This is a genomic window from Zavarzinia sp., assembly GCF_041650655.1.
Lineage (GTDB): Bacteria > Pseudomonadota > Alphaproteobacteria > Zavarziniales > Zavarziniaceae > Zavarzinia.
The window spans coordinates 1-23862 of record NZ_JBAZKR010000024.1 but is presented as its reverse complement, the minus strand read 5'-3'; the positions used below and the strand labels follow the sequence as shown (position 1 = coordinate 23862).

Annotated in this window: 26 protein-coding genes; 14 read left to right on the top strand and 12 right to left on the bottom strand. The window is 68.1% G+C overall.

Going from position 1 to position 23862, the window contains the following annotated elements:
- Positions 1 to 255: 255 nt before the first annotated feature.
- From WC493_RS07565 to WC493_RS07555, 3 genes are all read left to right on the top strand, one after another.
- Entirely contained in the window at positions 256 to 2004 is a 1749-nt protein-coding gene (locus tag WC493_RS07565) for a DUF1302 domain-containing protein (protein WP_373064171.1), read from the top strand.
- Positions 2005 to 2025: 21 nt separating this feature from the next.
- Positions 2026 to 3384, top strand: coding sequence for a DUF1329 domain-containing protein (locus WC493_RS07560; protein WP_373064169.1), 1359 nt, complete (start codon positions 2026 to 2028; stop codon positions 3382 to 3384).
- 251 nt (positions 3385 to 3635) lie between these two features.
- A complete protein-coding gene (locus WC493_RS07555; RefSeq protein ID WP_373064167.1) occupies positions 3636 to 4205 on the top strand; it encodes a nuclear transport factor 2 family protein in 570 nt (189 codons plus the stop codon).
- 119 nt (positions 4206 to 4324) lie between these two features.
- Here the strand turns inward: WC493_RS07555 and WC493_RS07550 are convergent, their stop codons facing one another.
- On the bottom strand, positions 4325 to 4924 hold the full coding sequence (locus WC493_RS07550; protein ID WP_373064165.1) for an NUDIX domain-containing protein: 600 nt from the start codon (positions 4922 to 4924) through the stop codon (positions 4325 to 4327).
- 130 nt (positions 4925 to 5054) lie between these two features.
- Here WC493_RS07550 and WC493_RS07545 point away from each other — a divergent pair, with 130 nt between their 5' ends.
- Complete coding sequence (locus WC493_RS07545) at positions 5055 to 5291, top strand: hypothetical protein (protein ID WP_373064163.1); 237 nt, start codon at positions 5055 to 5057, stop codon at positions 5289 to 5291.
- Between the two features lie 29 nt (positions 5292 to 5320).
- Here WC493_RS07545 and WC493_RS07540 read toward each other — a convergent pair whose 3' ends face one another.
- The 5 genes from WC493_RS07540 to WC493_RS07520 form a co-directional block, all read right to left on the bottom strand.
- A complete protein-coding gene (locus WC493_RS07540; RefSeq protein WP_373064161.1) occupies positions 5321 to 6697 on the bottom strand; it encodes an MFS transporter in 1377 nt (458 codons plus the stop codon).
- 69 nt (positions 6698 to 6766) lie between these two features.
- Positions 6767 to 8068: a class I SAM-dependent methyltransferase gene (locus WC493_RS07535; protein WP_373064159.1), complete on the bottom strand. Its 1302-nt coding sequence runs from the start codon at positions 8066 to 8068 to the stop codon at positions 6767 to 6769.
- Positions 8065 to 8814, bottom strand: a complete 750-nt coding sequence (locus WC493_RS07530; protein ID WP_373064157.1) for a DUF1365 domain-containing protein — start codon at positions 8812 to 8814, stop codon at positions 8065 to 8067. The genes WC493_RS07535 and WC493_RS07530 overlap by 4 nt, the downstream gene beginning before the upstream one ends.
- Positions 8811 to 10103, bottom strand: coding sequence for an NAD(P)/FAD-dependent oxidoreductase (locus WC493_RS07525; RefSeq protein WP_373064155.1), 1293 nt, complete (start codon positions 10101 to 10103; stop codon positions 8811 to 8813). Before WC493_RS07525 ends, WC493_RS07530 begins: the two co-directional genes overlap by 4 nt.
- A complete protein-coding gene (locus WC493_RS07520; RefSeq protein WP_373064153.1) occupies positions 10100 to 11554 on the bottom strand; it encodes a deoxyribodipyrimidine photo-lyase in 1455 nt (484 codons plus the stop codon). Before WC493_RS07520 ends, WC493_RS07525 begins: the two co-directional genes overlap by 4 nt.
- A gap of 117 nt (positions 11555 to 11671) precedes the next feature.
- Between WC493_RS07520 and WC493_RS07515 the strand changes: the two genes are divergently transcribed.
- The 3 genes from WC493_RS07515 to mscL all read left to right on the top strand — a co-directional run bounded on the left by WC493_RS07515 (position 11672) and on the right by mscL (position 12940).
- Positions 11672 to 12091 (top strand): MAPEG family protein, encoded by a 420-nt coding sequence (locus WC493_RS07515; protein WP_373064151.1) that lies wholly within the window; start codon positions 11672 to 11674, stop codon positions 12089 to 12091.
- A complete protein-coding gene (locus WC493_RS07510) occupies positions 12091 to 12456 on the top strand; it encodes an arsenate reductase (RefSeq protein WP_373064149.1) in 366 nt (121 codons plus the stop codon). The genes WC493_RS07515 and WC493_RS07510 overlap by 1 nt, the downstream gene beginning before the upstream one ends.
- 70 nt (positions 12457 to 12526) lie before the next feature.
- Positions 12527 to 12940 carry a large conductance mechanosensitive channel protein MscL gene (gene mscL, locus WC493_RS07505; protein ID WP_373064217.1) on the top strand — a complete coding sequence of 138 codons (414 nt, stop codon included), beginning with the start codon at positions 12527 to 12529 and terminating at the stop codon, positions 12938 to 12940.
- A gap of 4 nt (positions 12941 to 12944) precedes the next feature.
- Here the strand turns inward: mscL and WC493_RS07500 are convergent, their stop codons facing one another.
- The 4 genes from WC493_RS07500 to WC493_RS07485 form a co-directional block, all read right to left on the bottom strand.
- Complete coding sequence (locus WC493_RS07500; protein WP_373064147.1) at positions 12945 to 13577, bottom strand: glutathione S-transferase family protein; 633 nt, start codon at positions 13575 to 13577, stop codon at positions 12945 to 12947.
- 62 nt (positions 13578 to 13639) lie between these two features.
- The gene (locus WC493_RS07495; protein WP_373064145.1) at positions 13640 to 14164 is read right to left on the bottom strand and encodes a gamma carbonic anhydrase family protein; all 525 of its coding nucleotides are present in this window, start codon (positions 14162 to 14164) and stop codon (positions 13640 to 13642) included.
- 63 nt (positions 14165 to 14227) lie between these two features.
- Positions 14228 to 14887, bottom strand: coding sequence for an NrsF family protein (locus WC493_RS07490; RefSeq protein ID WP_373064143.1), 660 nt, complete (start codon positions 14885 to 14887; stop codon positions 14228 to 14230).
- A gap of 10 nt (positions 14888 to 14897) precedes the next feature.
- A complete protein-coding gene (locus tag WC493_RS07485) occupies positions 14898 to 15476 on the bottom strand; it encodes a sigma-70 family RNA polymerase sigma factor (protein ID WP_373064141.1) in 579 nt (192 codons plus the stop codon).
- A 204-nt stretch (positions 15477 to 15680) separates the two neighbouring features.
- On the opposite strand from WC493_RS07485, the gene WC493_RS07480 reads away from it, so the two are divergent.
- The 7 genes from WC493_RS07480 (at position 15681) to WC493_RS07450 (ending at position 21939) form a co-directional block, all read left to right on the top strand.
- On the top strand, positions 15681 to 15944 hold the full coding sequence (locus tag WC493_RS07480; RefSeq protein ID WP_373064139.1) for a DUF2282 domain-containing protein: 264 nt from the start codon (positions 15681 to 15683) through the stop codon (positions 15942 to 15944).
- 24 nt (positions 15945 to 15968) lie between these two features.
- Positions 15969 to 16820, top strand: coding sequence for a DUF692 domain-containing protein (locus tag WC493_RS07475; protein ID WP_373064137.1), 852 nt, complete (start codon positions 15969 to 15971; stop codon positions 16818 to 16820).
- On the top strand, positions 16807 to 17601 hold the full coding sequence (locus WC493_RS07470) for a putative DNA-binding domain-containing protein (protein WP_373064135.1): 795 nt from the start codon (positions 16807 to 16809) through the stop codon (positions 17599 to 17601). The genes WC493_RS07475 and WC493_RS07470 overlap by 14 nt, the downstream gene beginning before the upstream one ends.
- Positions 17601 to 18086, top strand: a complete 486-nt coding sequence (locus WC493_RS07465; RefSeq protein WP_373064133.1) for a DoxX family protein — start codon at positions 17601 to 17603, stop codon at positions 18084 to 18086. The genes WC493_RS07470 and WC493_RS07465 overlap by 1 nt, the downstream gene beginning before the upstream one ends.
- Before the next feature lie 69 nt (positions 18087 to 18155).
- Positions 18156 to 18659, top strand: coding sequence for a hypothetical protein (locus WC493_RS07460; protein ID WP_373064131.1), 504 nt, complete (start codon positions 18156 to 18158; stop codon positions 18657 to 18659).
- A gap of 20 nt (positions 18660 to 18679) precedes the next feature.
- Positions 18680 to 19351 carry a TetR/AcrR family transcriptional regulator gene (locus WC493_RS07455; protein ID WP_373064129.1) on the top strand — a complete coding sequence of 224 codons (672 nt, stop codon included), beginning with the start codon at positions 18680 to 18682 and terminating at the stop codon, positions 19349 to 19351.
- A gap of 221 nt (positions 19352 to 19572) precedes the next feature.
- Positions 19573 to 21939 carry an RND family transporter gene (locus WC493_RS07450; RefSeq protein ID WP_373064127.1) on the top strand — a complete coding sequence of 789 codons (2367 nt, stop codon included), beginning with the start codon at positions 19573 to 19575 and terminating at the stop codon, positions 21937 to 21939.
- Between the two features lie 59 nt (positions 21940 to 21998).
- On the opposite strand, the gene WC493_RS07445 is transcribed toward WC493_RS07450, so the two are convergent.
- Complete coding sequence (locus tag WC493_RS07445) at positions 21999 to 23183, bottom strand: hypothetical protein (RefSeq protein ID WP_373064125.1); 1185 nt, start codon at positions 23181 to 23183, stop codon at positions 21999 to 22001.
- Positions 23184 to 23242: 59 nt separating this feature from the next.
- On the bottom strand, positions 23243 to 23862 hold a 620-nt coding region (locus tag WC493_RS07440), incomplete at its 5' end, for a type 1 glutamine amidotransferase (RefSeq protein ID WP_373064123.1).

Below are 23862 nucleotides of genomic sequence, written 5' to 3'. Positions count from 1 at the left end.
AGGCCCTGAACCTAAACGCCAGCCCTGGCCGGTTCAAGCGTGGAGGCTGCCGAGCTGTCGCCAGTGGCGGCGGAAACGGCCGGACAACAGGAAAAAGAAATGAATTGCATTCATTTTGGCTTTCATCAGACTTGTGGCGGGGGTGCATCGTCCAAACCGATTAGGGCGGGCCTTTGTGCCCCCGAAACAACGAAGACGGCTGTGGTTAGCAGCCGAAATTAGGGGCCGGGCAAAATTGCCCTGGGGAGGCGTCCGATGGAAAACCGTGCCATATTGGCGGCGGCTGTGGCCGCTTGTGCCTTGATCCGACCGGGTGGGGCGGAAGCCGAGACCTTCAAGATCGGTGATGTCGACGTGTCGGTTTCGGCGGTGGTGAGCGCCGGCGTGATGATCCGGACCGACAAGCCGGACCTGGAATTCATCGCCGCCGGCAACGCGCCTGGCGGCACCGCATCGTCCAGTGCCTTCGACGATGCTTCCTTGAATTTCGATCGGGGCGACGTCGTTTCGAGCCCGCTCAAGGCGCTCGGCGAAGTGAAGTTCCGCTACGGCGACTTCGGCGCCAACTTCAGCGCCAAGGCCTGGTACGACTATGAGCTCGACCAGGGCGACCGGCCGCACGGCAACATCGTCAATCACAATCGCAGCGGCCAGACGCTCGACGACAGCGGTTTCGACACGCTGGCCCAGGTGAAGGGCGTCTCGCTGCTGGACGCCTATGTCTACGGCATGTTCGACGTCGGTTCGATGCCGCTCGACCTGCGGGTCGGGCGCCAGGTGGTGAGCTGGGGCGAGTCGACCTTCATCGGCGGCGGCATCAACTCGATCAATCCGATCGACGTCAGCGCCTTCCGCCGCCCGGGCGCCGAGATCAAGGAGGGCCTGATGCCGGTCGGGCTCGTCTTCGCCGACCTCGGCGTGACCGAAGACCTGAGCCTCGAAGCCTTCTACCAGCTCGAATGGCTGCCCACCGTGATCGATGGCTGCGGCACCTTCTTCTCGACCATCGACGGCGTCGCCAAGGGATGCAACGGCCTGACCATCAGTGCCGCCCAGAACGACGCGACGACCAACATGATCCTGGCCCGTGGCGACGACATCGAGCCACGCGACGACGGCCAGTTCGGTTTCGCGATGCGTTACTACAGCCGGCCGACGGACGTCGAGTTCGGCGCCTATTTCATGAACTACCACAGCCGGACCCCCTTCATCAGCGTGACGAAGCACACGGCGACCAACGGCGGCCCCTATATCCCGGGTGCCAGCGGCAACTTCGGCTATCGCGTCGACTATCCCGAGGACATCAAGCTCTACGGCCTCAGTTTCGCGACGGCGGTCGAGGGCGTCTCGGTTTACGGCGAAGTCAGCTACCGGCCGAGCGCGCCGGTCGCCCTCAATGCCAACGACCTGCTGGTCGCCTTCCTGACCGGCGGTGCCTCGCCGTCGTCGCCGCTGTCGCCGGTCGCCGCGGCCTTGCCCTTCGGAGCCTTGTTCCCGGGCTATGACGATGCGCGGCAGACGCGGGCGCAGGTCAGTTTCCTGAAGGTCTTCCCGCCCATGCTGGGTGCCGGCAGCATCAGCCTGCTCGGCGAAATCGGCACCGAATTCCTCGGTGGCTTGCGGGATGACCGGCGTTACGGCCGGCCCACGGTCTTCGGCTCGGCCACCTACAACGGCATCTGCAGCGCGGCCGTGCCCAAGAAATGCGCCGACGACGGCTTCGTCACCGATTTCTCGTGGGGGTACCGGGCGCGTGCCACCTTCGACTATCCCGACCTCTTCCTCGGGATCAACGCCAAGCCGTTCGTGTCCTGGTCGCACGACCTGTCGGGTTACGCCAGCGACGGAACCTATTCCGAGGGGCGGATGGCGCTCGGCGTCGGTGTCGACTTCGACTACCAGGCCTATAGCTTGGGGGCTTCTTGGACCAGTTTCTTCGGTGGCGACTACAACTACGGCAAGGACCGCGACTTCTTGTCGGTCAGCGCCAGTGTGCGATTCTGAGCGATTGCGGGAGGAACAGAGATGAACAAGAAGGCATTGCGCCTCGCGCTCGCCATCGGCTGCCTGGTGGCTTCGGTTCCGGCCCAAGCCAGGATCACCGAGCAGGAAGCGGCCCGGCTCGGCGCCGATCTCACCCCGGTCGGGGCGATCAAGGCGGGTAACGCCGACGGTAGCATTCCACCCTATGAGGGCGGCATCACCGCACCAGTGCCGGGTACCGTTCCCGGCCTCTCGGAGGCGGATCCCTATCCGGACGACAAGCCGCTGTTCGCGATCACGGCGGCCAACATGGCGCAATACAAGGACAAGCTGACGGCCGGCGAACAGGCCATGCTGGCCCGCTTCCCCGAGTCCTACCGTCTGAACATCTATCGGACCCGGCGCAGCAGCGCCTTGCCGGCGGACATCTATGCCGTGATCAAGGCCCAGGCGACCAAGGCGGAACTGGTCGACGACGGCAACGGCATCGACGGTCTCGGCCTGTCGCCCGTGCCCTTCCCGATCCCGCAGACGGGGCAGGAGGCGATCTGGAACCACCTGGTGCGCTATCGCGGCCGGACCCTGAACCGGATCATGACGCAGTCGGTGGTGCAGCGCGACGGCTCATTCCTGCCGGTCGTGATCAACGATCTGTTCCAGTTCAAGGCGGCGATTCCGGACACGCCGGAGAATGCCAACAATCTGTTCTTCGCGATCCAGAACGTGCTGGCGCCGCAGCGCCTCGCCGGCACCGTCCTCCTCGTCGTCGACAAGATCAACGTGGTGAAGGAACCGCGCCAATCCTGGGTCTACAACGCCGGCCTCAGGCGCGTGCTGCGCGCGCCGGAAGTCGCCTACGACAATCCGGGAACGGCGGCGGACGGCGCCCGCACCACCGACAACTACGACATGTTCAACGGCGCGATCGACCGCTACGACTGGAAGCTGGTGGGACGGAAGGAGTTCTATGTCCCCTATAACGCCTATCGGATCGACTCGCGGAACAACCGCTATGCCGACATCCTGAAGCCCAATCACCTCAACCCCGACCTGCTGCGTTTCGAGCTGCACCGGGTCTGGGTGGTCGAGGCGACGCTGAAGCCCGGCCTGCGGCATGTCTATTCGAAGCGGGTGTTCTATCTCGACGAGGACAGCTGGTCGACCCTCGCGGTCGACCACTACGACGGCAGAGGCGCGTTGTGGCGGGTCGGCGAGGGGCACCTGATGCAGTTCTCGCAGGCGACCGTGCCGTTCTACACGACCGAAGTGCTCTACGACCTGCAGAACGACCGCTACCTGACCCTCGGACTGAACAACGAGGAAGAGAAGGACATCGATTTCACCTGGCAGCCGGAGGAGGGCTATTTCACTCCCGGCAATCTGCGCCGCCTGGCGAAATAGAGGGCTAACGGTGTCCGGCATGCCGGGCACCGGTCCGCCGCGAGAAGCGCTGTCCCACAGGGCTTAACGTTCCGGGAAGGGCCGGAGGCCGAGACCCGACCGGGGCGAGCGACCGTCAGGGTGCCACGCAGCGACAGGCTCCGGCGGACCGCATCGCCCTCGTAACCCTCGTCCGCCAATGGCGCACAGGTCGGTCGGCGCAGTCTTGCCAACCCACCTGGGGAGGCCGATGCTCTAGCCTCAACATCGCCATGAGCGACAAGATGCTCGAGGATAAGTCAGCGGCGTCGCTGCAGACGTTCATCTCGGCTCAGGAGCGGCACGACGTCGAAGCGGTGATCGCCTGCTTTGCCCCCGACATCGTGGTCCGTTCGCCGATCACGCAGCGCGTGCGCTTCGAAGGCGTCGAACAGGCATCGGATCTCTTCCGCCGAATCTTCGACGTCATCAGTGGCATCCGCTTCTACGAGACGATCGGCGAAGGTCGAAGCTGCGTGGTCTTCTGGCGCGGCCGCGTCGGGCGGCACCATATCGAGGAAGCCAACCTGCTGCGTTTCGACGAGCGCGGGCTCGTGAGCGAGATGACTGTTTTCATGCGGCCTGTTCTCGGGTTGCTCGTGCTGGCCGTGGAGTTGGCGTCGTCGCTGGCGGGCCGCCATAGTTTCCTTCGCGGCATCGTGGTGCGCTTGATGCTCGCTCCGATGGCGACACTGTTTCGGCTGGGTGAACCTGCGGTCATCGCGCTTACCGCCTCGGGCGTTCCGGTTTCGGATCGTGGGGGAGCATCATCATCCGCAGCGGACGACCGAGGTTCGAAATGAGTGAAACCGCCTTTCCTTCGATATCATCTCCATCAGGCCGGGCGCGCCGAACGGCCGCTTCGATGCAGCCGTAGACGGAAGCCTCGCCGCCCGCCGGGGAAGTCCATTGTCGGCAGAGCTCAAGCCCAGCGGCGGCGCAACTCGTCGCGGTGCAGCGCCAAGTGGTAGAGGGTGACGAGGGACGGCAGATTGCGCAGGCGGCCGTCCTTCGCCATTGCCATCGCTTCGGCGAAGGGCACGACGTGGACGCGGATGTCCTCGCTTTCGTGGTCGAGGCCGTGGGTGCCGCCGCCGACGCCCTCGAGCCTGCAGCGCCCGACATAGAGGATCACCAGTTCCTTGAGGCAGCCGGGCGATGAATAGCCGATGCCCGCGGGTTCGACCGCCTCGATCTCGATGCCGGCTTCTTCGACCGCTTCGCGAAGCGCCGTGGCGGCCGGGTCTTCACCTTCTTCGACGCGCCCGGCCACCGCTTCGAACAGCCAGGGATCCTCGTCCATCAACAGGGGGGCGGGGCGGAATTGCTCGATCAGCAGGACTTCGTCCCGGGCGGGATCGTAGGGCAGGATCACCGCGGCGCGGCCCTGTTCCAGCATGTCGCGGCTGATTTCCTCGCTCATGGTGCCGTCGAAGCGGCGGAAGCGCAGGTGCAGCACCGACTTCGGGTAGAAGCCCCGATGCACGATTTCATAGGAGATGCAGTCGACTCGGCGGTCCATCGGGGGGCTGTCTCGAAAGCGGGAACCATGGCGGCGTTTCGCCGTTGGTCCATCGGGGTCTGAAAGGGGGGAGGGGCGCGAAAGCGCCCTCTGAGGCATGACGGTAACGACTGTGCAAGGAGCCTGTACAATGCGCAAGACCACGACCCTGACGACCGTTTTCCTGATGGCCACGCTCGGCCTCGGCGCCTGTTCCGGCCTCGACCGGCGCGAGCAGCGTGCCCTTTCGGGCGGTGCCCTGGGTGCCGGTGCGGGTGCCCTGATCGGCGCGGTGACCGGCGGCAGTGCCGTGACCGGCGCCCTGGTCGGCGCAGCCGGCGGTGCGGCGGTCGGCGCCCTGACCACCGACAACGGTCACAAGCACTGAGGGACCGGCCTCGGGGCCCAGTGTCGGCGTCAGGCCTTTTCGGCCGCCGACTGGGCCTGCCGGGCCAGTTTGCGCTCCAGCATGGCGCGCAGGCGGGCATGGCGCTCGCGCGTGATCGGGTAGCGCCAGATGATCCTGACCGAGGCGAGGCGGAGCAGCGGTGGCACCACGGCGAAGAGCACGACGAGGGCGATCATGGCACCCCGCGGGTTGGCCGCCGGCTCGGCCGCCGCCGAAAAGCCGAAGGCGCCGAGCAGCGGCAGGGCGATGCCCGCCGCAATGCCGCCCGCCATCTTGGTCACCATGTTCCAGATCGCGAAATAGAGGCCGGCGCGCTGTTGCCCGGACCGGATCGAGTCGATGTCGACCACGTCGGCCTGCATCGACGAGGCCAGGATCTGGTCGCAGCCCAGGCTCGCCCCGGTGATCACCGTGATGGCGAAGAAGATCCAGACGTCGCCCGCGCCGAGGAAGGGTGTGATCAGGAAGACGCCGGCCGAGGAGATCATCGAAAAGGCCCAGGTCCGGTGCTTGCCGAAATGTTCGGCGAGGCGCATCCAGAGCGGCACCGCCGTGATCCCGGACAGGAAATAGGTCAGCAGCAGCATGGGCCCATGGCCCGGGTCCTGCAGGATAAATTTCACATAGAAGAAGAACAGCGTCGCCACCATGGCCTGTGCCGTGGCGTTCAGCAGGAAGGCCGTGATCAGGCGCAGAAACGGCCCGTTCTTGCGGATCGCAGCGACGCTCTCGCGCCAGCCGTGATGAGCCTGCCCGGCGATCAGCGTCGGCTCCGGCACCTTCCAGAAGACGAGGGCGATCGTGATCGGCAGGCCGACGACGACGAAGAGGCCGATCGTCTCCATGGTTGCGGATTGGCCCGAGATGCCGAAGGCCTTAAGGATCGTCGGTACGCCGGCCGCCATCACAGTGCCGACCAGCAGGAAGATTTCGCGAATGCCGGCGATCCGGGTGCGCTCGTCGAAATTGCCGGTCAGTTCGGCACCCCAGGCGACATAGGGCACGATCACCATGGTCCAGGACGCATAAAGGGCGACCATCCAGAACAGGAAATACTGCCAGCTCACCGTTTGAGGGGGCATGAAGGCGTGCCAGATCGAGACCATGAGCAGGATCGAGCCGACCAGCAGCCAGGGCCGGCGCCGGCCCCAGCGTGTCCGCACATGGTCGGAGATCGAGCCGAAGGTCGGGTCGAAGACGGCGTCGGCCAGGCGCACGCCGAACAGGACGGCGCCCACGACTTCCGGGTTCAGGCCCTTGTCCTCGGTGTAGAAGGGCACGAGGTAGAGCAGCAGCGGAACGCCGACGGCGGTGAGGGCGAGGGCAGGCAGACCGTAGAGCCAGACCTGGACGGCCGGAAGATGGGCAGGAGATTTATCGACCACGCTTCGGATATGCCTGCAGCAGAATGAACAAGGCGGCCCCGCACCGGGGCAGGGCGCCGAGCATAACGGTTATCCCGCCGAAGGGGATAGGGGTGAAACGACGGACCGTTCGCCGATCTCCCGCGTCAGGGTGACCTGGATCACATCGGTGCTGCCGGTGCGGAAGCCCGCCTCGCAATAGGCCAGGTAATAGGTCCACAACCTGCGGAAGCGATCGTCGAAGCCCAGTCCCCGGATCCGCTCGAAGCTCGCCTCGAAGCGCTCGCGCCACTGTTTCAGCGTGCGGGCATAGTCGGGACCGTGGCGCGTGACCGCCTCGGGATTCAGCCCGGCGGCGCGGGCTTCCGCCTCGAAGATCGAGGGGGAGGGCAGCATGCCGCCGGGGAAGACATACTTCTGGATGAAATCCATGCTGCGGCGATAACGCGGGAAATGCGCCTCGGCGATGGTGATGACCTGGAGGGCTGCGCGTCCGCCTTCGGCCAGGAGGTCGCGGATGCGGCCGAAATAGACCGGCCAATAGGCTTCACCCACCGCCTCGAACATCTCGATCGAGGCGATTTTGTCGAAACGCCCGCGGGTGTCGCGGTAATCCTGGAGGCGGATCTCCACCCGTTCGGCCAGGCCCGCCTCGAAAATGCGGCGCCGGGCATGGTCGAATTGGGCCGGCGACAGGGTGATCGCGGTAACCCGGGCGCCGTGCTCGCGTGCCGCATGTTCGGCGAAGCCGCCCCAGCCGCAGCCGATCTCCAGCACATGGTCGTCCGGGCGGAGCCGGAGCTTGTCGGCGAGCAGACGGAACTTCGCTTCCTGCGCCGCCAAAAGATCGTCGGTCGCCTCGAAGACGGCGGCCGAATAGGTCATGCCGGGGTCGAGCCAGGCGGCATAGAAATCATTGCCCAGGTCGTAATGGGCCATGATGTTGCGGCGCGCCCCGCGCCGGTGGTTGCGGTTCAGCGCTTGGCCCAGGCGGGCGAGCAAGGCCATCCAGGGCTTGCCCTGGCCGGCCTCGCCGATCAGGGCGCGGTTCTCCGCGATGAGGCCGAGGAGGGCGGTGAGGTCGGGCGTCGTCCAGCCGCCGTCGACATGGGATTCAGCGAAACCGAGGCCGCCGCGCAGCAGGATGCGCCGCGCTGCGGTCTGCTGGTGCAGGGTCAGGGCGGCGACGCTGCCGGGGCGCTGGCCGCGCAAGGCCACGGTCCGTCCGTCCGGCAGGGTCAGCAGCAACGTGCCGCAGTCGAGCCGCGCGCCGAGCCGGAGCAGCAGGCGAAGCCAGAGCCCGAGGCCGGGCAGACGCAGGGCCTCCGGCAGTTCGATCAGACGGGTGGGCAGGTTTTCGGAGGTGGGGACGATCGATGATGTCAGGCTCATCGCGGGGCTCCGACAGCAGGGGGTTTGCGATGGAATGGCGCGCCCTTGGTCCACAGGCGCAAGGCCTGCCAGTGGATGGCGGCGATCACCTTGAGCGTCATCAGCGGATGGGCGAGCACGGCGGCGAGCACCGAACGGGCGGTGAGCGGCCGGCGCCCGCCGGTCAGCCCGGCGCGCATCACCGGGCCTTCTGCATCGCCGACCTCGATGGCCAGCGAAAGATGGTCGTCGGGCGGCGCGATCCAGAAACGATAGGTCTGCGCCATCGGGTTGAAGGGCGAGACGTGGAAGGCCTTTGCCAGCCGCGCATCGGCTACGCCGTCCGGCCCCGCGGGCAGGACATAGGCGTGCTGCTCGCCGAATGTGTTCTTCACCTCGAGGACCAGGGCGGCCAAGCCGCCCTCCGGCCGGTCGCAGAAATAGACCGTCAGGGGATCGAAGACGAAACCCCAGAGGCGCGGCTGGCACAGCACCCGGATCCGCCCGCCCGCCACGGTGCCGAGGCCGGAGTCGGCGAGCCGCGCCTCGATCCAGGGGCGCAGCGCCGTGCCGTCGCGGGGGCCGTGGTCGCGGTCGTGGAAGGCCAGAAGATTGAAGCGGTTGTGGCCGAACAGGCGGCATTGGGCCGCCGTCTCTTCCAGCCGGTCGAGGTCGAGCAGCAGCGTGAAGACGCGGTAGCGGAAGCGGTGCCGGAGCGGCCGCACGCGCCCGTGCCAGAGCCAGCCGCGATAGAGGGCGGCACTCATTCCGCGGCCTCGCGGAACGCGTCGGCGAAGCTCGGCGTCTCCAGCGCCGCGGCGACCGCGGCCCCGGCGCGGAGCCCGTCCTCGTGGAAGCCGTTGCCGCACCAGGCCCCGGCGAACCAGAGGCGATCGCGGCCCTGAATCGTGGCGAGGCGCTGCTGTGCCGCAATCGCTGCCGCATCAAACATCGGATGGCGATAGTGATAGCGGCCGAACACCAGCTCCTCACGCGGCGCGCGGTGGGGATTGAGCGACACGAAGAGGGGGCAGGCCGGATCGATCCCCTGCAGCCGGTTCATCCAATAGGTGAGCGAGACCGCACCCGTCTCGCCCGTGCCGGAGAGATGGTTCCAGCTCGACCAGACGGCACGCCGCCGCGGCATCAGGGCGGCATCGCCATGCAGCACGGCGTGGTTCGCCGTATAGCGGAAGGCGCCCAGCACCGCGGCCTCCACCGCCGTCGGGCGGTCGATCAGGGCCAGCGCCTGGTCGGCATGGGCGGCCAGGACGACGGCATCGAAGCGCGCCCGCCCGCCGGTGGCGTCGACCACCGTGGCACCGAAGGCGTCCCGCTCGACCCGCACCACCGGGCAGGCGAGGCGCAGCCGGTCGCCCAGGCCGGCGGCGATCTTCTCCACATAGCACCGGCTGCCGCCCTCGACGGTACGCCAAGTGTGGCGCCGCTGGAGGCCGCGCAGCAGGGCGTGGTTTTCGAAGAAGCGAACGAAGGCCGCGGCTGGGAAGTCGCCCATGTCGGCGACCGGGGTCGACCAGATCGCCGCCCCCATGGGCAGCAGATAGTGGCGCCGGAACTGCTCGCCATAACCGCCCCGGGCGACATAGTCGCGCAGGCTGAGGCCGGCGAGCCGCCCGGCTGCCAGGTCTTCCGGTGCATCGCGGTTGAACCGCAGCACATCGCGCAACATGGCGAGGAAGCCTGGGCGCAGCAGGTTACGCTTCTGGGCGAACAGCTTGCCCAGGTTGTCGCCCGCCCATTCGAGGGTGCCGTCCCCGGCCGAGACGGCGAAGCTCATGCTGCTTGGCTTGGTCGCGACGCCGAGTTCGGCGAAGAGCCGGGTCAGAAGGGGGTAGTTGACCTCGTTGTAGACGATGAAGCCGGTATCGACGGCGATTCCGCGACCCCGCCAAGGCACCGTCACCGTATGGGCATGGCCGCCGGGCCGCGCGTCCTTTTCATAGAGGGTGACGTCGTGCCGGTCGCGCAGGAACCAGGCGGTGCCGAGGCCGGCGATGCCACTGCCGACGACGGCGATGCGAAGACGCTGGTTCATGCGAAAGCTCCGGTCCTGATGTCGGCGAAAGCGGCGAGGGCGCGGCGGCGGGCGGTGTCGTGGTCGACGATCGGGGCCGGATAGTCCCGGCCGAGACGGATGCCGTGGCGCGCCAAAAGGTCCGGATGGCGCCAGGGGCTATGGATCGCGGGCGCGGGCAGGGCCGCCAGCTCGGGCACGAAGCGGCGGGTGAAGGCGCCGTCGGGATCGAATTTCCCGGCCTGGAGCACCGGGTTGAAGACGCGGAAATAGGGGGCGGCGTCGGCGCCGCAGCCGGCCACCCATTGCCAGCCCGCGGCATTGTTGGCGGGATCGGCGTCGAGCAGCGTGTCGCGGAACCAGGCTTCCCCCGCGGTCCAGGGCAGCAGCAGGTCCTTGACCAGGAAGGAGGCGGCGATCATGCGCAGGCGATTGTGCATCCAGCCGGTCTGCCAGAGCTGGCGCATGGCGGCGTCGACGATGGGATAGCCGGTCCGCCCGCGCTGCCAGGCGCGCAGCCCGGCCGTATCCTCGGCATAGGGGAAATGGGCGAAGGCGGGCTGCAACGGCAGCGATCCCATGTCGGGCGCTTCCGCCAGCAGGTGATGGGCGAATTCGCGCCAGCCGATTTCGGCCAGGAAGCGCTCGGCGCCGGCCTCGAGCCCGGGGGCGGCTGCCCGCGCCGTCTCGACCGCGTGCCAGATTTGGCGCGGGCCGATCTCCCCGAAGGCCAGGTGGGGCGACAGGCGCGATGTCCCCTCTTGGTCGACCCGGTCGCGCACGCGGGCGTAACCCGCCAGGGTGCCGCCGACGAATTCGGCCAGCCGGTCGCGGGCCGCCGCCTCGCCGGGTGTCCACCACTCGGCGAAGCCGGCCGCCCAGTCGGGCGCCCGGGGTGACAGGCCCCAGGCGGCCGGGTCTTCGCCTCGGACAGGGGCGGCGGCGCGAATTCGGGCGGGGGCAGGCAGGGGCCGGGCCGGCGAGGACGCCGCAAGACAGGCGCGCCAGAACGGCGTGAAAACCTTGAAGGCGCCACCCGTGCGGTTGCGGAGCTGCCCCGGCTCGAACAGGAGATCGCCAGCCAGGGTTTGGCAGGCGATGCCGGCCGCCGCCAGTTGCGTGGTGACCTCGGCATCCCGCGTCCGGGCCTTGGGCGTGAGCGCGGCGTTGAAAACGACGAGACCGGCACCGGCCACCTTCGCCAATTCGGCCAGGACACCGGCCGGCGGCCCCCGCCGGCACACCAGGGGCGCGCCGAGAGCGGCAAGGTCGCGGCGGAGCGACGCCAGGCTTCGTTCCAGCCACCAGCGCGCGGCGGCGCCTTGCGGCCCGTCGGTGGCCTCGTCCAGGATATAGGCTGGCAGGACCGGCCGGCCCGTCGCCGCGGCGAAGGCGAGCGCCGGATGGTCGGCGAGGCGGAGATCGCGCCGGAACCAGACGATGATTGGGGAATGGGGATCGGGGCTGGGCATGGCTCACGTCGGCTGTCGTCGGGTGCTATACGTCGGCCGCGTGCGATCGGATCGCCGCTTGGCCCTTGCCAGACGCAGGCTTTTGCGGGTGACTAGCAAAAATCGAGGAGAGCCCGCATGACCGACCCCGTCACCGCCAGTTTCGCCGTGCTGCCCCATTGGAGCCTGCTCTATGCCGGGCTCAACGCGCTGGTCACCTTCGGCTTGGCGTTCCGGGTCGGCCTGATGCGCGGACGCTACAAGGTGATGCTGGGCGACGGCGGCGTGCCCGAAGTGCACCGGGCGATTCGCGCCCATGGCAACAATGTCGAATATGTGCCGCTGGTCCTCGTCCTCGTCGCCCTGCTCGAACTGGCGGGTCAGCCGGCCTGGGTGATCCATCTGTTCGGCGGGATGCTGCTGGCGGGCCGTATCCTCCATGGCGTCGGCCTGTCGCTCTCGGAAGGGGCCGGGTTCGGGCGCGGTGCCGGCATCGGCCTGACCTGGCTCGCCCTGCTCGGCGCCGCCGGCTGGTGCATCTATCTCGCGGTGGCGTGATGGCGGGTCCTGCCAAGCCGGTGCTCTACGGCATTCCCAATTGCGACACGATGAAGAAGGCGCGCGTCTTTCTCGACGGCCTCGGCATCGCCTATGATTTCCACGACTACAAGAAGGCGGGGGTCGATGCCGACAGCCTCCGCCGCTGGTGCGACGCCCTCGGTTTCGAGAAGGTGCTGAACCGCGCCGGCACCACCTTCCGCAAGCTGCCCGAGGCCGAGAGGCAGGATCTCGACAAGGCGCGCGCGATCGCTCTCATGGTCGCGCAGCCGTCGATGATCCGGCGCCCGATCCTGGAGGGCGAGGGGCTGTTGCTCTGCGGTTTCGCGCCGGACACCTGGCGCTCGGCCCTTGCCAGAAGTTGAACGATCGTCCTAGTTTCTGCGGTGCATCAATGCCTGCGCCGCGCCGTTGCGACCAGGCCGGGAGAGGGGGCTGACAATGCTCAAGGAATTTCGCGATTTCATCATGCGCGGCAATGTCCTGGACCTTGCCGTCGGTGTCATCATCGGCGCCGCCTTCGGCAAGATCGTGACCTCGCTGGTCGACGACATCATCATGCCGCCGATCGGTGTGTTGGTCGGCGGCATCGATTTCTCGGGCCTCTATATCAACCTCTCGGGCACGGCTTACGAGTCGCTGGCGGCGGCGCGCCAGGCCAAGGCGGCGGTGATCGCCTACGGCGCCTTCATCAACGTGGTGATCCAGTTCCTGATCGTCGCCTTCGCGATCTTCGTGCTGATCAAGGCCGTCAACAAGGTGACGCGGCGCACTCCGGCGGCGGCCCCGGCGCCGACCGCGACCGAGACCCTGCTGACCGAGATCCGCGACGTCTTGAAGTCGAAATAGGCCGTCAGATCACCACGAGGGGAGTCGTGGCGCGGAAGGCTTCGCGCTCCGACATGGCGTGGAACCAGCGCCGGAGCGTCGGATACATGTCCAGCGCTTCGGCCCCCTCGGGTGTCTTGTCCACCCAGTGGATGACGGGCGCCAGGAAGAGATCGGCCAGCGTCAGTTCCTGGCCCACCAGGTAGCGCCCGGCGCACAGCATCTGGTCGACCTCGCCGAGCTGGTCGCGCATCAGGGCCGCACTCTCGGCCACCACCGCCTCGTCCGCCTCGCGCCCGTCGAGGGGGGCGACCAGGCGTTGGCCGACCAGGCCGACGATCATGGCGTCGTAGAGATAGTCCGAGGTGGCGCTGATCCACTGGTCCATGCGGGCGATCGCCAGGCTCTCTTCGGGTTGCAGGCCAGGGCCCGGCAATTCGCGGTCGAGATAGCGGGCGATCGCCAGGCTTTCGTAGACTGTCTGGCCGCGGAAGCGCAGCACCGGCACGCGGGCGAAGGGATGGCGCACGCCGTCCAGCACGCCGCCCGGGATCATCTCGACGAAATCGTGCTCGACGCCCTTTTCGGCGCAGACGAGGCGGGTGGTCCAGCAGAAGGTGCTGGTCGGGATGCCGAAGATCTGTGGGCGTTCGGACATGGGGAACTCCGCGCTTGGCTCCCGAGTATCTGGGGGCGATCGGCTGGCGAAAAAGGGGCGTCTCAGTCCGATTCGGGTCTAAGATCGCGCTGATAGCGTTGCGCGTTCTCGACGTAGTGCAGGGCCTGGCGTTTCAGGTTGGCGATCTGTTCCTCGGTCAGGTGGCGGATCACGCGGCCCGGGCTGCCGACCACCAGGGAACCATCCGGGATCTCCTTGCCCTCGGGGATCAGGCTGTTGGCGCCGATCACGCAATTCCGGCCGATCTTGGCCCGGTTCAGGATCACGGAATTGATGCCGATCAGCGAATTGTCGCCGATCGTGCAGCCGTGCAGCATCACCTTGTGGCCTACCGTGACATGGGCACCGATGTCGAGCGGCACGCCGGCATCGGTGTGCAGCACCGAACCGTCCTGGATATTGGTGTTTTCGCCGATCACGATCGGGTCGTTGTCGCCGCGGATCACGGCGTTGAACCAGATGCTGGCGTTGCGCTTCAGAACGACCGAGCCGATCACGATGGCGCCGGGCGCGATCCAGGCGCCTTCCTCGCAAATCACGCGCTTGTCGCCCAGACTGTAGATCATCGAAGCACCCCTGCCGGTATCGGAGCCGGCAGCATGCCCCGAGCTTGGCCCGAGGGGCAAGGCTCAGCGCCGCCGCTGGTACCCCGCCGAAAGTCGGAGCACGCCGAGCACCAGGGCCGTGGTGGCACCGGTCCAGAGCAGCAGCATCAAGGTGGCGTCCAGCTTGTGATAGAGGCTGAGGCCGCAGGCGGTGAGGGCCGCGACGGCGAGGGCGCCGACCGCGATCGTATCCGTCGGCCGCGCCGCCGAGGCGTGACGCAGCAGCCAGGCGAGCAGGCCGCCCAGCGGCACGCTGGTGCCGACGATCACGCTGAAGCAGACGAAGCTCTCGCCGAATACGAAGCCGTCGGGGCCGATCTGGCCCCAGTCGGTCAGGCAACCCCAGCCGATCGAGAAGAGCCAGACCACGGCCGCCGGCAGCGGCAGCAGGCGCCAGGCGCGGGAACGGTCCGGCAGGCTCAGCTCGAAGGCGGCGAGCGTCGCCGTGACACCGGTCGCCAGGGCGGCGAACCAGCGGACGGTGAAATCCATCGCCACGAACTGGCCGGCGATCGAATGGAAGCTGTGGCCTTCCTTATAGGCGTGAAGAAGGGTGATGGCGGCGATCAGGGCACCCGCGGCGCCGAGCCAGAACGCGGAGCGCACCACGGGCGGGCGCAGCCGCCGCACGGGACCGGCCGCCTCGGTCAAGGCGCTGATCAGCCTGTCGGTCTCGGTACTCACCGTGACACCTTCACCCTTTCCCGTCGTCGCCGGCACCGGTCAACGCCTGGCGCAGCGATTTGTAAGCCCGGTGCGCCGCGACCTTCAACGCACCGACCGACATGCCGCTCAAGTCCGACGCCTCCTTGAGCGACAAATCCTTGAACTTGAGGAGCTCCACCGCCAGGCGTTGGCCCGGCGGCAGGGCGGCCACGGCGGCATGGAGTGCGCTGTGGTCGGGTTCGTCCTCATGAGTGGTATTCGCCGCTACTTCGGTAAAAGTTTCATGGTCGGGGGCGACCACCACTTCGCGGGCATCCAGCCGTCCCTTGCCGCGCAGCCGGTCGACGATGCGGCGCCGCGCGATCGCGACCAGCCAGGGCAGGAAGGGACGCGACGGGTCATAGGTGTGGCGGACGCGGTGGATGGTGAGCAGGATTTCCTGCACCACGTCTTCGACATCATGGGGAGAGCGCAGGTAACGCCGTGCCTGTGACCGCAGATAGGGCGTCACGGCGGTGAGCAGGGTCGCATAGGCGCGCTGGTCGCCATCCTGGGCCGCCGCCATCAGGCGGCTCAGCTCGCTGCCGTCGTCGACCACCGTGGTCATTCCCCGATGCTTCCCCGCGGCCAGCGCCGACCGCATTCGATTCGCCGCGACCCGTGCAGGCCGCATTCGATTCGTAGCCAACAATAGCGGCAATCCGGGACATTTCGAGAGCCGCGTAACTTTTCAATGGCAATGCCGAACCTGATCATCGAGGGCGCCGACGGAATGTCCTCGCCGAACTCGTGACCACTGAAGGAGATATCGATGTCCATCCTCGCCAAGACCGCGACCGCGTCGCTGCTCGCCGCCACCGTGGTGGCCGCCACCGGCCTCGTCTCGACGGGCGCCTATGCGGCCGACAAGGAGAAGTGCTACGGCGTCGTGAAGGCCGGTCAGAACGACTGCCAGACCGCCTCCAATTCCTGCGCCGGCACCGCCTCGGCCGACAGCCAGAAGGACGCCTTCATCTACCTCCCGGGCGGCACCTGCGCCAAGCTGACCGGCGGCAGCCTCGAGCCCAAGAGCTGAGGCGAAGGGCAGGGGGCGACGCGCATGGATCGGCTCGGACGCACCGGCATCGGCCTGCGCGCGCCCCATCAGGCGGCGGTCGCGGCCGGTGCCGCCGACCCCGCCTGGGTCGAGATTCACGCCGAGAACTACATGACCGGCGGCCCGGGCCTCGACGTCCTGGCCACGGTCCGGGCCGAGCGCCCGGTCTCGATTCATGGCGTCGGCCTCTCGCTCGGCTCGGCCGGGGGGCCCGATCCCGTCCATCTGGAGCGCTTCGCCCGGCTGGTCGAACGGATCGAGCCGTCCCTCGTCTCCGAGCATCTCGCCTGGTCGGTCGGCGGCGGCCACTACTGGAACGATCTGCTGCCCCTGCCCCGCAATGGTGAGACGCTGGAGGTCATGGCCGCCAATGTCGGCCGGGTGCAGGACCGCCTGCGCCGCCGCCTGCTGGTCGAAAATCCCTCGTCCTACATGGAATTCCGCAACAGCGACCGGAGCGAGGCCGAATTCCTCGCCGCCCTGGTGGCGCGGACCGGCTGCGGTCTGCTGCTCGACCTCAACAATCTCTATGTCTCGACCGCCAACCTGGGCGGTGATCCGCTCGCCGTCCTGAATGCGTTGCCGCTCGACACGGTCGGCGAAATCCATGTCGCAGGGCACCGCAGGGTGCCGGTCGATGGGATCGAGATCCTGATCGACGACCATGCCGGCCCGGTCTGCGACGAGGTGCTGGCGCTTCTGTCGATCGCCACCCGGCGCTGCCCCTGGGCGCCGGTCCTGCTCGAATGGGACGGCGCACTGCCGGCGCTGCCCGGCCTGCTGGCCGAGGCAGGGCGGGTCGAGGCGGCACGCCATCGCCCGCCGCTCCGCGAGGTGCGCCATGCGACTCGCTGAGCTTCAGGCCGCCTTCGGGCAGGGTTTGGCCGGCAGCGACATGCCGCCCGAACTGGTCGCGCTTGTGAGGGGCGGGCCGATCGCCCCGGCGGCCCGCCTGGGCATCCACCGTAACCATGTCCGCACCAGCCTGACCGAAGCGCTCGCCCTGCATTTCCCGGTCGTGCGCCGTCTGGTCGGCGAGGAAGCCTTCGCCGTCCTGGCGCTGCGCTTCATCGCCGTCGCCCCGCCGACGGATCCCCGGCTCGCCCTTTTCGGTGCGGGCTTCGCGGAATTCCTGGCCGGCGAGCCCGGGCTCGCCGCCTATCCCGCGGTCGCCGAAGTGGCAGGCTTCGAATGGGCGCGCCACCGCGCAGCCCTGGCCGAACGGGCGCCGGCGCTGGAGGCGGCCCATCTCGGCAGCCTCTCGCCCGAGGCGCTGGAGGATCTCGCTCTCGGCTTGCTGCCCGGCCTCGGCCTGGTGGCGGCCGGTCATGCGGTCGACGAGATCTGGGCCGCCAACCAGCCGCCGCGCGACGGCACGCCGGAAGGCGATGTCGCCGTGCCCTGCCGCCTCGCCGTCTGGCGCGACGGCGAGGGACTGATCCGGGCTGCTGCCCTGTCACCGGCCGAATTCGCCCTGTTGCAGGCGGTCGGGCGGGGGCTCGCCCTCGGCCCGGCCGTCGCCGAAGCGCTCGCCGCCGAACCGGCGGCCGATCTTTCCGACGTCCTGGCCCGGGTGCTCGGCCGGGGCCTGCTCTGCCTTTCAGCCGACCTCGCCGCTACCGGAGAAACGCCGTGATGACCGATACCTATGCCTCCATGTCCCCCCGTGCGGAGGGGTTCGCCGGCACCCTGCAACGGGTCGGCTCGCTGATCGCCCCCTTCGGCCTGCTCGGGCTCCGGCTCGGCATCGGGCTGGTGTTCTGGAAGAGCTCCAGCACCCGCTTCGACGGCTTCGGGCTCAGCGATTCGGCGATTTCGCTGTTCGAGGACCTCTACCGCGTGCCCCTGCTGCCGCCGACCGTGGCCGCCTATCTCGGCACTTTCACCGAGGCGATCGGGGCCTGGCTGCTGTTCCTCGGCCTGTTCACCCGTTTCGGGGCACTCGCCCTGCTCGGTGTCACGGCGATGATCCAGTTCGTCGTGCCCATCACCGGCGACGGCATCAAGTTCAACCCGACCGAACTCTTCCTCTGGGGCGGCGCGCTGGTCACCCTGCTGGTCCATGGCGGTGGGCCGCTCTCGCTCGACTGGCTGGCCGGAAAATTCCTGCATCGCCGCTGAGTTGCTGCTATCCTCCGGCGGCTTGGGACGAGGGGGTTTCGGGATATGCGCATTGTCGGCTTGGCTGGCATGGTGGCTGTGGCGTCGCTGCTGACGATGGCGGCGGCGCGGGCCGAACTGCCCGCCAACCCACCCGCGGACGGGGCGGCGCCGGCCGGCACAGCGTCTGCGGCGCCGGCACCCGCCCTGCCACCGCTCGAGACCCGCGAGGTCGGCACCCGGCCGGCCCCGAAGACGCCGCAGGACATGTTGCTTCCCGGCGAAAGGCTGCATTCGCGCTGGGCCGATCCGGGCACCGTGACGGCTGCTGCGGCGCCCCCGGTGCCGGTCCGGCCCGCCGTCCCGCGCGCCGCGGCCGTACTGCCGCCGCCGCTCCACACAGGGCCGGCCGTGCCGGCGCCGGCGCCGGTCGCGGCCCCGGCGAAGCCCGCCAAACCGGCCAAGCCGGCGGCGACCCCGGCGAGCGGGCGGAAACGTCCGGGCCTGATCCTCGGCCCCGCCGGTTGCACCGGCGAATATCACCTGGACGGCATCGCGGTCGATGCCCTGGGTCACCCCTGCGCGAGCTTTTGAACGGTTCGGGACGGGCAGGCTTGGCGAAGACCGAACAGGAGCGTGGCCGGCAGGCCTGGGGCGGTGACGGCCCCTGGGCCGGTACCGTCGCGGCACCGCGTCAGCCGGCCGCCAAGATCGACGGCCGGCTCGCCCGTTCCCAGCGCACCCGCGCCGCGGTGATCGATGCCTTGATCGGCCTGATCGACGACGGCCATTTCAAGCCGCCCGCCAAGGTGATCGCCGAACGTTCGGGCGTTTCCACCCGTTCGATCTTCCAGCATTTCCCGGATCTCGAGACATTGCTGACCGATGCCGTCGCCTTTGGCGTCGACCGTTTCGCCCATGTGGTGCAGCCGATCATGGCCGATGCCCCGCGCGAGGCGCGCATCGCCGCCCTGGTGCGCCAGCGCTTCGCGCTGTTCGAGAAGGCGGGCAACATCTATTGGGCGGGCCAGCTCGCCGCGCCGGTGTCGCCGACCCTGCAATCGACCTTCCGGCGGGTCGAATACATCTTCCGGGTCCAGATCGGCGTCACCTTCAAGCCCGAGCTGGCCCGGCTGCGCAAGGCCCGCCGCGACCAGCTCACGGCCGAGGTCGCGGCATTCTGCGGCTTTCACCAGTGGTATGCGTTGCGCCGGGTCCAGGGCATCGGGGTGACGGCGGCGCGGAACGCCATGGTTCGCCTTCTCTCCGCCTTGCTGCCGGAATGACGCCACCTGCCGCTTGACCGTCCAGGGTGCGGCAGAAAGGTCGGGATTCGGCGCTTCCGCAAGCGTGAAGGTCGTTGACGCAGAGGCGGCTGCGGCCTAATAGCGAGGGATCGGGGAGAGTTGCGCCTCCCCTGTATCGACATGGGTGCGACTGCCGTGGTGCCAGTACGGCGGCGACAAGACGATCGGTCTATAAAGGCCGGCGGGGAAGGGGAGACTCGATGCTGCGGTTCGTTGAGAATTTTCTGTTCAGAACCAGGGCTATTGTCCTGAGTCTGCTGGGTATCCTGACCGTTGTGATGGCGTTCTTCGCCTCCCAGCTGCACATGGATACCGGCTTCGAGAAGATGCTGCCGATCGGTCACGAGTATATCGAGACCTTCCTCAAGTATCGTGACGACTTTGCCGGGGCCAATCGCATCATCGTCGTTCTGGAGAACCAGAAGGACAAGACGATCTTCACGCCCGAATACCTGAAGGTCCTGAAGGACGCGACCGACGACGTCTTCTATATCAAGGGCGTGTCGCGTCCGACGCTGGCCTCCCTGTGGACCCCGAACACCCGCTATCTCGAAATCACCGAGGAAGGCATCAACGCCGGTGACGTGATCCCGGCGGAATTCCAGGCCACCGAAGAATCGATGAACACGGTGCGCGCCAACGTGCTGAAGGCCGGCATCGTCGGCCGCATGGTGGCGAACAATCTCGAATCCTCGATGATCTCGGCCGAGCTGCAGGACATCGACCCCGACACCCGCCAGCGCCTCGATTATTTCCGCGTCGCCGACGATCTCGAAGCCTTCCGTCAGAAGTACGAGAAGGACGGCATCTCGGTGAAGATCGTCGGCTTCGCCAAGATCATGGGCGACATCAAGAAGGGTGCCGAGAGCGTCGTCGAGTTCATGGGCGTCGCCTTCCTGCTGACCGTGCTCATGCTCTGGCTCTATTGCCGGTCCTGGCGCCTCACCATCGTCACCCTGTCGGCCTCGCTCTGCTCGCTGATCTGGCAATTCGGCATTCTCGACCTCATGGGCTTCGGGCTCGATCCGCTGGCCGTGCTGGTGCCCTTCCTGGTCTTCGCCATCGGCGTCTCCCATGGTGTGCAGCAGATCAACATGGTCTCGGCTGAAATCGCCAACGGCAAGACCAAGATGCAGGCGGCACGCGACACCTTCCACTTCCTGCTGGTGCCCGGTTCGATCGCGCTCTTCACCTGTCTCGCCGGTTTCGCCACCCTCTACATGATCCCGATCGGCATGATCCGCGAGCTGTCGATCACCGCCTCGATCGGTATCGGCCTCAAGATCGTGTCGAACCTGATCATGCTGCCGCTGTTGGCGTCCTATATCGCGCCCACGGGCGAATATGCCGCCCAGGTGAAGCGCCAGATGGAGAAGCGCGAGCGGGTGTGGCCCTATGTGGCGCGCATCGCCAAGCCGCGCAACGCCTGGATCATGGTGATCGGCTGCGTCGTCCTCGGCACGGTCGGCGTCTTCGTCTCCAAGGGCCTGCAGATCGGCGACGTCCATGCCGGCGCCGCCGAGCTTCGCCCGGACAGCCGCTACAACCAGGACACCCGCTTCGTGGTCGACAATTTCGACATCGGCGTGAACATCCTGACCGTGATCGTCGAGACGCCGGAAGGCGCTTGCGTCGACCACAAGTACATGGCGGCGCTCGACCGCTTCCAGTGGGAGATGGCCAATGTCGAGGGCGTGCAGTCGACGATCGGCCTGCCGCTGCTGGCCAAGATGGTCGGCTCGATGTGGCGCGAGGGTAACCTGAAATGGTACTTCCTGCCGCGTGACACCCGCGTTCTCGCCCAGGCGGTCGGCCCGATTCCGACCTCGACCATGACGCTGAACACCACCTGCACCGTGCTGCCGCTGCTGATCTTCACCAAGGACAGCAAGGCCGTGACGATCAAGAGCGTGGTCAACGCCGTGAAGGACTTCCGCGCCCGCCCGGACAACCAGATCGAAGGCATGAAGATCCGCCTGGCCGCCGGCTCGATCGGCGTCACCGCCGCCACCAACGAGGTGGTGGAGGAGCAGGAAGTGCCGATGCTGCTCTGGGTCTATGCGGTGGTGATCAGCCTCGTCTTGCTGACCTACCGCGAATGGCGCGGCTCGCTCTGCTGCGTGCTGCCGTTGATCCTGTCCACGATCATCGGCAACATGTTCCTGACGCTGGCGCAGATCGGCCTGAAGATCTCGACCCTGCCAGTGCTGGCGATCGCGGTCGGCATCGGCGTCGATTACGGCATCTACGAGTACAACCGGATCCAGCGCTACATGCGCCTCGGCAAGTCGCCCTTCCAGGCCTATGAGCAGGCCCTGAAGGACGTCGGCTCGGCGACCATGTTCACCGGCTTCACGCTCGCGGTCGGCGTCTCGACCTGGAGCTTCTCGGCCCTGAAGTTCCAGGCCGACATGGGGATGCTGCTCACCTTCATGTTCATGGTGAACATGATCGGTGCGGTGACCCTGCTGCCGGCGCTGATCGCCGTGATCCAGCAGGTCTTCCCGAAGAAATATCCGCCGCTCTCGGACGAGGAGCGGGCGGAGCTGATGCGCAGTATGCACTGAGCGCCGGCCATCCGGTCACGAGGGGCGCGGGAAACCGCGCCCCTTTCGCTTTCGGGGTATCAGCCGCGGCCGGCCAACGCCTTGGCCAGCAGCGGCTGCAGGCGACCCCGTTCGGGCACCAGGCGGGCCGGGGCGGCGTGCCTGAGCAGGGCGGGCAGTTCGTCGAGCGCCAAGGCGGCACGTTCCTCGGGCGTCAGAAGATCGGCGAAGGCCGGATCGAAAAGCCCGATCGCCAGGCGAAGGCCGCCACCAGCGCGCACAAGGGCCTCGACCACCGGGCGCTGGCCCGCCCGCTCTATTACGGCGCGGGCCGCGGGCAGCGGCGTGCTCTGGCTGGCGAGACACAGGAGTTCGACCGAGTAGAAGGCGCTGAACCCGGCGATCGGGCCACGGTTCGGCGCCGTGGTGACCAGGTCGCCGGCCCCGGCCAGGCGCGGCCCGGCCAGGTCGCCCGGGCCGAGCGGCAGGGCGAAGTCGATCGTGCCCTTGGCCAGGGCGGCGGCGAGACCGGCCGGCGGCGCCACCAGCCCGGCCCGTTCGACCAGATCCTGGGCCGCAGCCTCGAAGCGGCGGATCTCGCTCGGCATTTGCAGGCGGAAGGGATCGAGCCCGGCATAGAGCATCGCCATGGGCAGCAGCCGCGCCGGATCGGCGACCAGGCCGTAACGCCCGGTCAGGGCGGCGTCGTCGAGCAGGGCGAGGCCCTGATCCTCCACCGCATCGCGCGAGACGCGGCGGCGGTCGAAGCCCAGGGCGGCGATGTCGAGGTGGATCGCCCGCCCGAGCAGGTAGCGTCCCTCGATGCCGAGTTCGAGGACACCTGGAGTCGCTGCCATCTCGGGTGCCGGGACGATTGCGGTCTGGGGTACGGCGCCGTCCTTGCCCAGGGGCTCGATGACGCCTTCGGGCCACAGGATGCCGCGCGCCCATTCATGGCCGGCGACCACCAGGGCCGGCCGCACCGCCTGTTGTTGCGCGGTCGCCGTGGGGGGCAGGGGGCGCAGCGGGGCCAGAATCTCGTCGCCACTGGCGAGGGGGGCGAGTTCGAGCTGCGCCTTGTCCCCGCCCAGCGCCTTCAGCAGGGCGCCGTCGCCATAGAGGGCGGGGGCGAGCAAGCGGAGCTTGGCCGGCTTGGCCGGCGCGGTCGCGGCCCGGGCGGGCAGGGCGGCCAAGGCGCCGAGGCCCAGCAGCAAGGCCGTGCGGCGGTCGATCGGAAACAACGGGGAAGAGTCGGATGGAGACATGACGCCTCTAAGTCACCGGGCCATCCTGCACAGAACGGCGCCGAGGGTCCAGTACGGGCCTAGCGGTTCGACAGGGCCAGGAAGCGTTCGGTCACCCTGGCGGCGAAAGTGGCGGCACCCGGCAGGTGGCGGTGCAGGCCCGCCTCGAAGCCGGCCAGAACCTCGGGATACTGGCCGGCGACGAAGGCCGCCTGGCCGCGCAGCCAGTCGCGGGCGATGTCGGCCGTGGCCTCGAAATGACACTGGAAGGCATAGGTGGCACGACCCAGGCGGAAGCCCTGGTTGGGGCAGTCCGGCCCGGTCAGGGTGCGGGCGGCGCCGGCCGGCAGGTCGAAGGTATCTTCGTGCCACTGCATCAGGTGCTGGGCCTGTGCCAAGCCTGCGAACAGCGGGTCGGCCGCGCCGTCGGCGGTCAGTTCGAGGGGCAGGAAGCCGATCTCGGTGGTGCCCAGGGGATAGACCCGGGCACCGAAGGCGCGGGCGATCAGCTGGGCGCCCAGGCAGATGCCCAGCACCGGCCGGTCCTCGGCCGCGAACTGGCGGATCAGCCGCATGACCCCGGCCAGGGCAGGATAGCCGGCATCGTCATTGGCGCTCATGGGGCCGCCCAGGACCAGGAGGGCGTCGTAATCGCCGGGCCCTTCCGGCAGGGGCGAGCCGGCGGCGGGGGCGAGGCTCG

Coding starts and splice junctions, on each gene's coding strand:
- WC493_RS07475 (WP_373064137.1), top strand. CDS start 15,969: ATGGATCGGCTCGGACGCACCGGCATCGGCCTGCGCGCGCCCCATCAG.
- WC493_RS07560 (WP_373064169.1), top strand. CDS start 2,026: ATGAACAAGAAGGCATTGCGCCTCGCGCTCGCCATCGGCTGCCTGGTG.
- WC493_RS07465 (WP_373064133.1), top strand. CDS start 17,601: ATGACCGATACCTATGCCTCCATGTCCCCCCGTGCGGAGGGGTTCGCC.
- WC493_RS07445 (WP_373064125.1), bottom strand. CDS start 23,183: ATGTCTCCATCCGACTCTTCCCCGTTGTTTCCGATCGACCGCCGCACG.
- WC493_RS07520 (WP_373064153.1), bottom strand. CDS start 11,554: ATGCCCAGCCCCGATCCCCATTCCCCAATCATCGTCTGGTTCCGGCGC.
- WC493_RS07535 (WP_373064159.1), bottom strand. CDS start 8,068: ATGAGCCTGACATCATCGATCGTCCCCACCTCCGAAAACCTGCCCACC.
- WC493_RS07545 (WP_373064163.1), top strand. CDS start 5,055: ATGCGCAAGACCACGACCCTGACGACCGTTTTCCTGATGGCCACGCTC.
- WC493_RS07515 (WP_373064151.1), top strand. CDS start 11,672: ATGACCGACCCCGTCACCGCCAGTTTCGCCGTGCTGCCCCATTGGAGC.
- WC493_RS07530 (WP_373064157.1), bottom strand. CDS start 8,814: ATGAGTGCCGCCCTCTATCGCGGCTGGCTCTGGCACGGGCGCGTGCGG.
- WC493_RS07450 (WP_373064127.1), top strand. CDS start 19,573: ATGCTGCGGTTCGTTGAGAATTTTCTGTTCAGAACCAGGGCTATTGTC.
- WC493_RS07555 (WP_373064167.1), top strand. CDS start 3,636: ATGAGCGACAAGATGCTCGAGGATAAGTCAGCGGCGTCGCTGCAGACG.
- WC493_RS07510 (WP_373064149.1), top strand. CDS start 12,091: ATGGCGGGTCCTGCCAAGCCGGTGCTCTACGGCATTCCCAATTGCGAC.
- WC493_RS07565 (WP_373064171.1), top strand. CDS start 256: ATGGAAAACCGTGCCATATTGGCGGCGGCTGTGGCCGCTTGTGCCTTG.
- WC493_RS07480 (WP_373064139.1), top strand. CDS start 15,681: ATGTCCATCCTCGCCAAGACCGCGACCGCGTCGCTGCTCGCCGCCACC.
- WC493_RS07500 (WP_373064147.1), bottom strand. CDS start 13,577: ATGTCCGAACGCCCACAGATCTTCGGCATCCCGACCAGCACCTTCTGC.
- WC493_RS07460 (WP_373064131.1), top strand. CDS start 18,156: ATGGTGGCTGTGGCGTCGCTGCTGACGATGGCGGCGGCGCGGGCCGAA.
- WC493_RS07525 (WP_373064155.1), bottom strand. CDS start 10,103: ATGAACCAGCGTCTTCGCATCGCCGTCGTCGGCAGTGGCATCGCCGGC.
- WC493_RS07495 (WP_373064145.1), bottom strand. CDS start 14,164: ATGATCTACAGTCTGGGCGACAAGCGCGTGATTTGCGAGGAAGGCGCC.
- WC493_RS07550 (WP_373064165.1), bottom strand. CDS start 4,924: ATGGACCGCCGAGTCGACTGCATCTCCTATGAAATCGTGCATCGGGGC.
- WC493_RS07485 (WP_373064141.1), bottom strand. CDS start 15,476: ATGACCACGGTGGTCGACGACGGCAGCGAGCTGAGCCGCCTGATGGCG.
- WC493_RS07470 (WP_373064135.1), top strand. CDS start 16,807: ATGCGACTCGCTGAGCTTCAGGCCGCCTTCGGGCAGGGTTTGGCCGGC.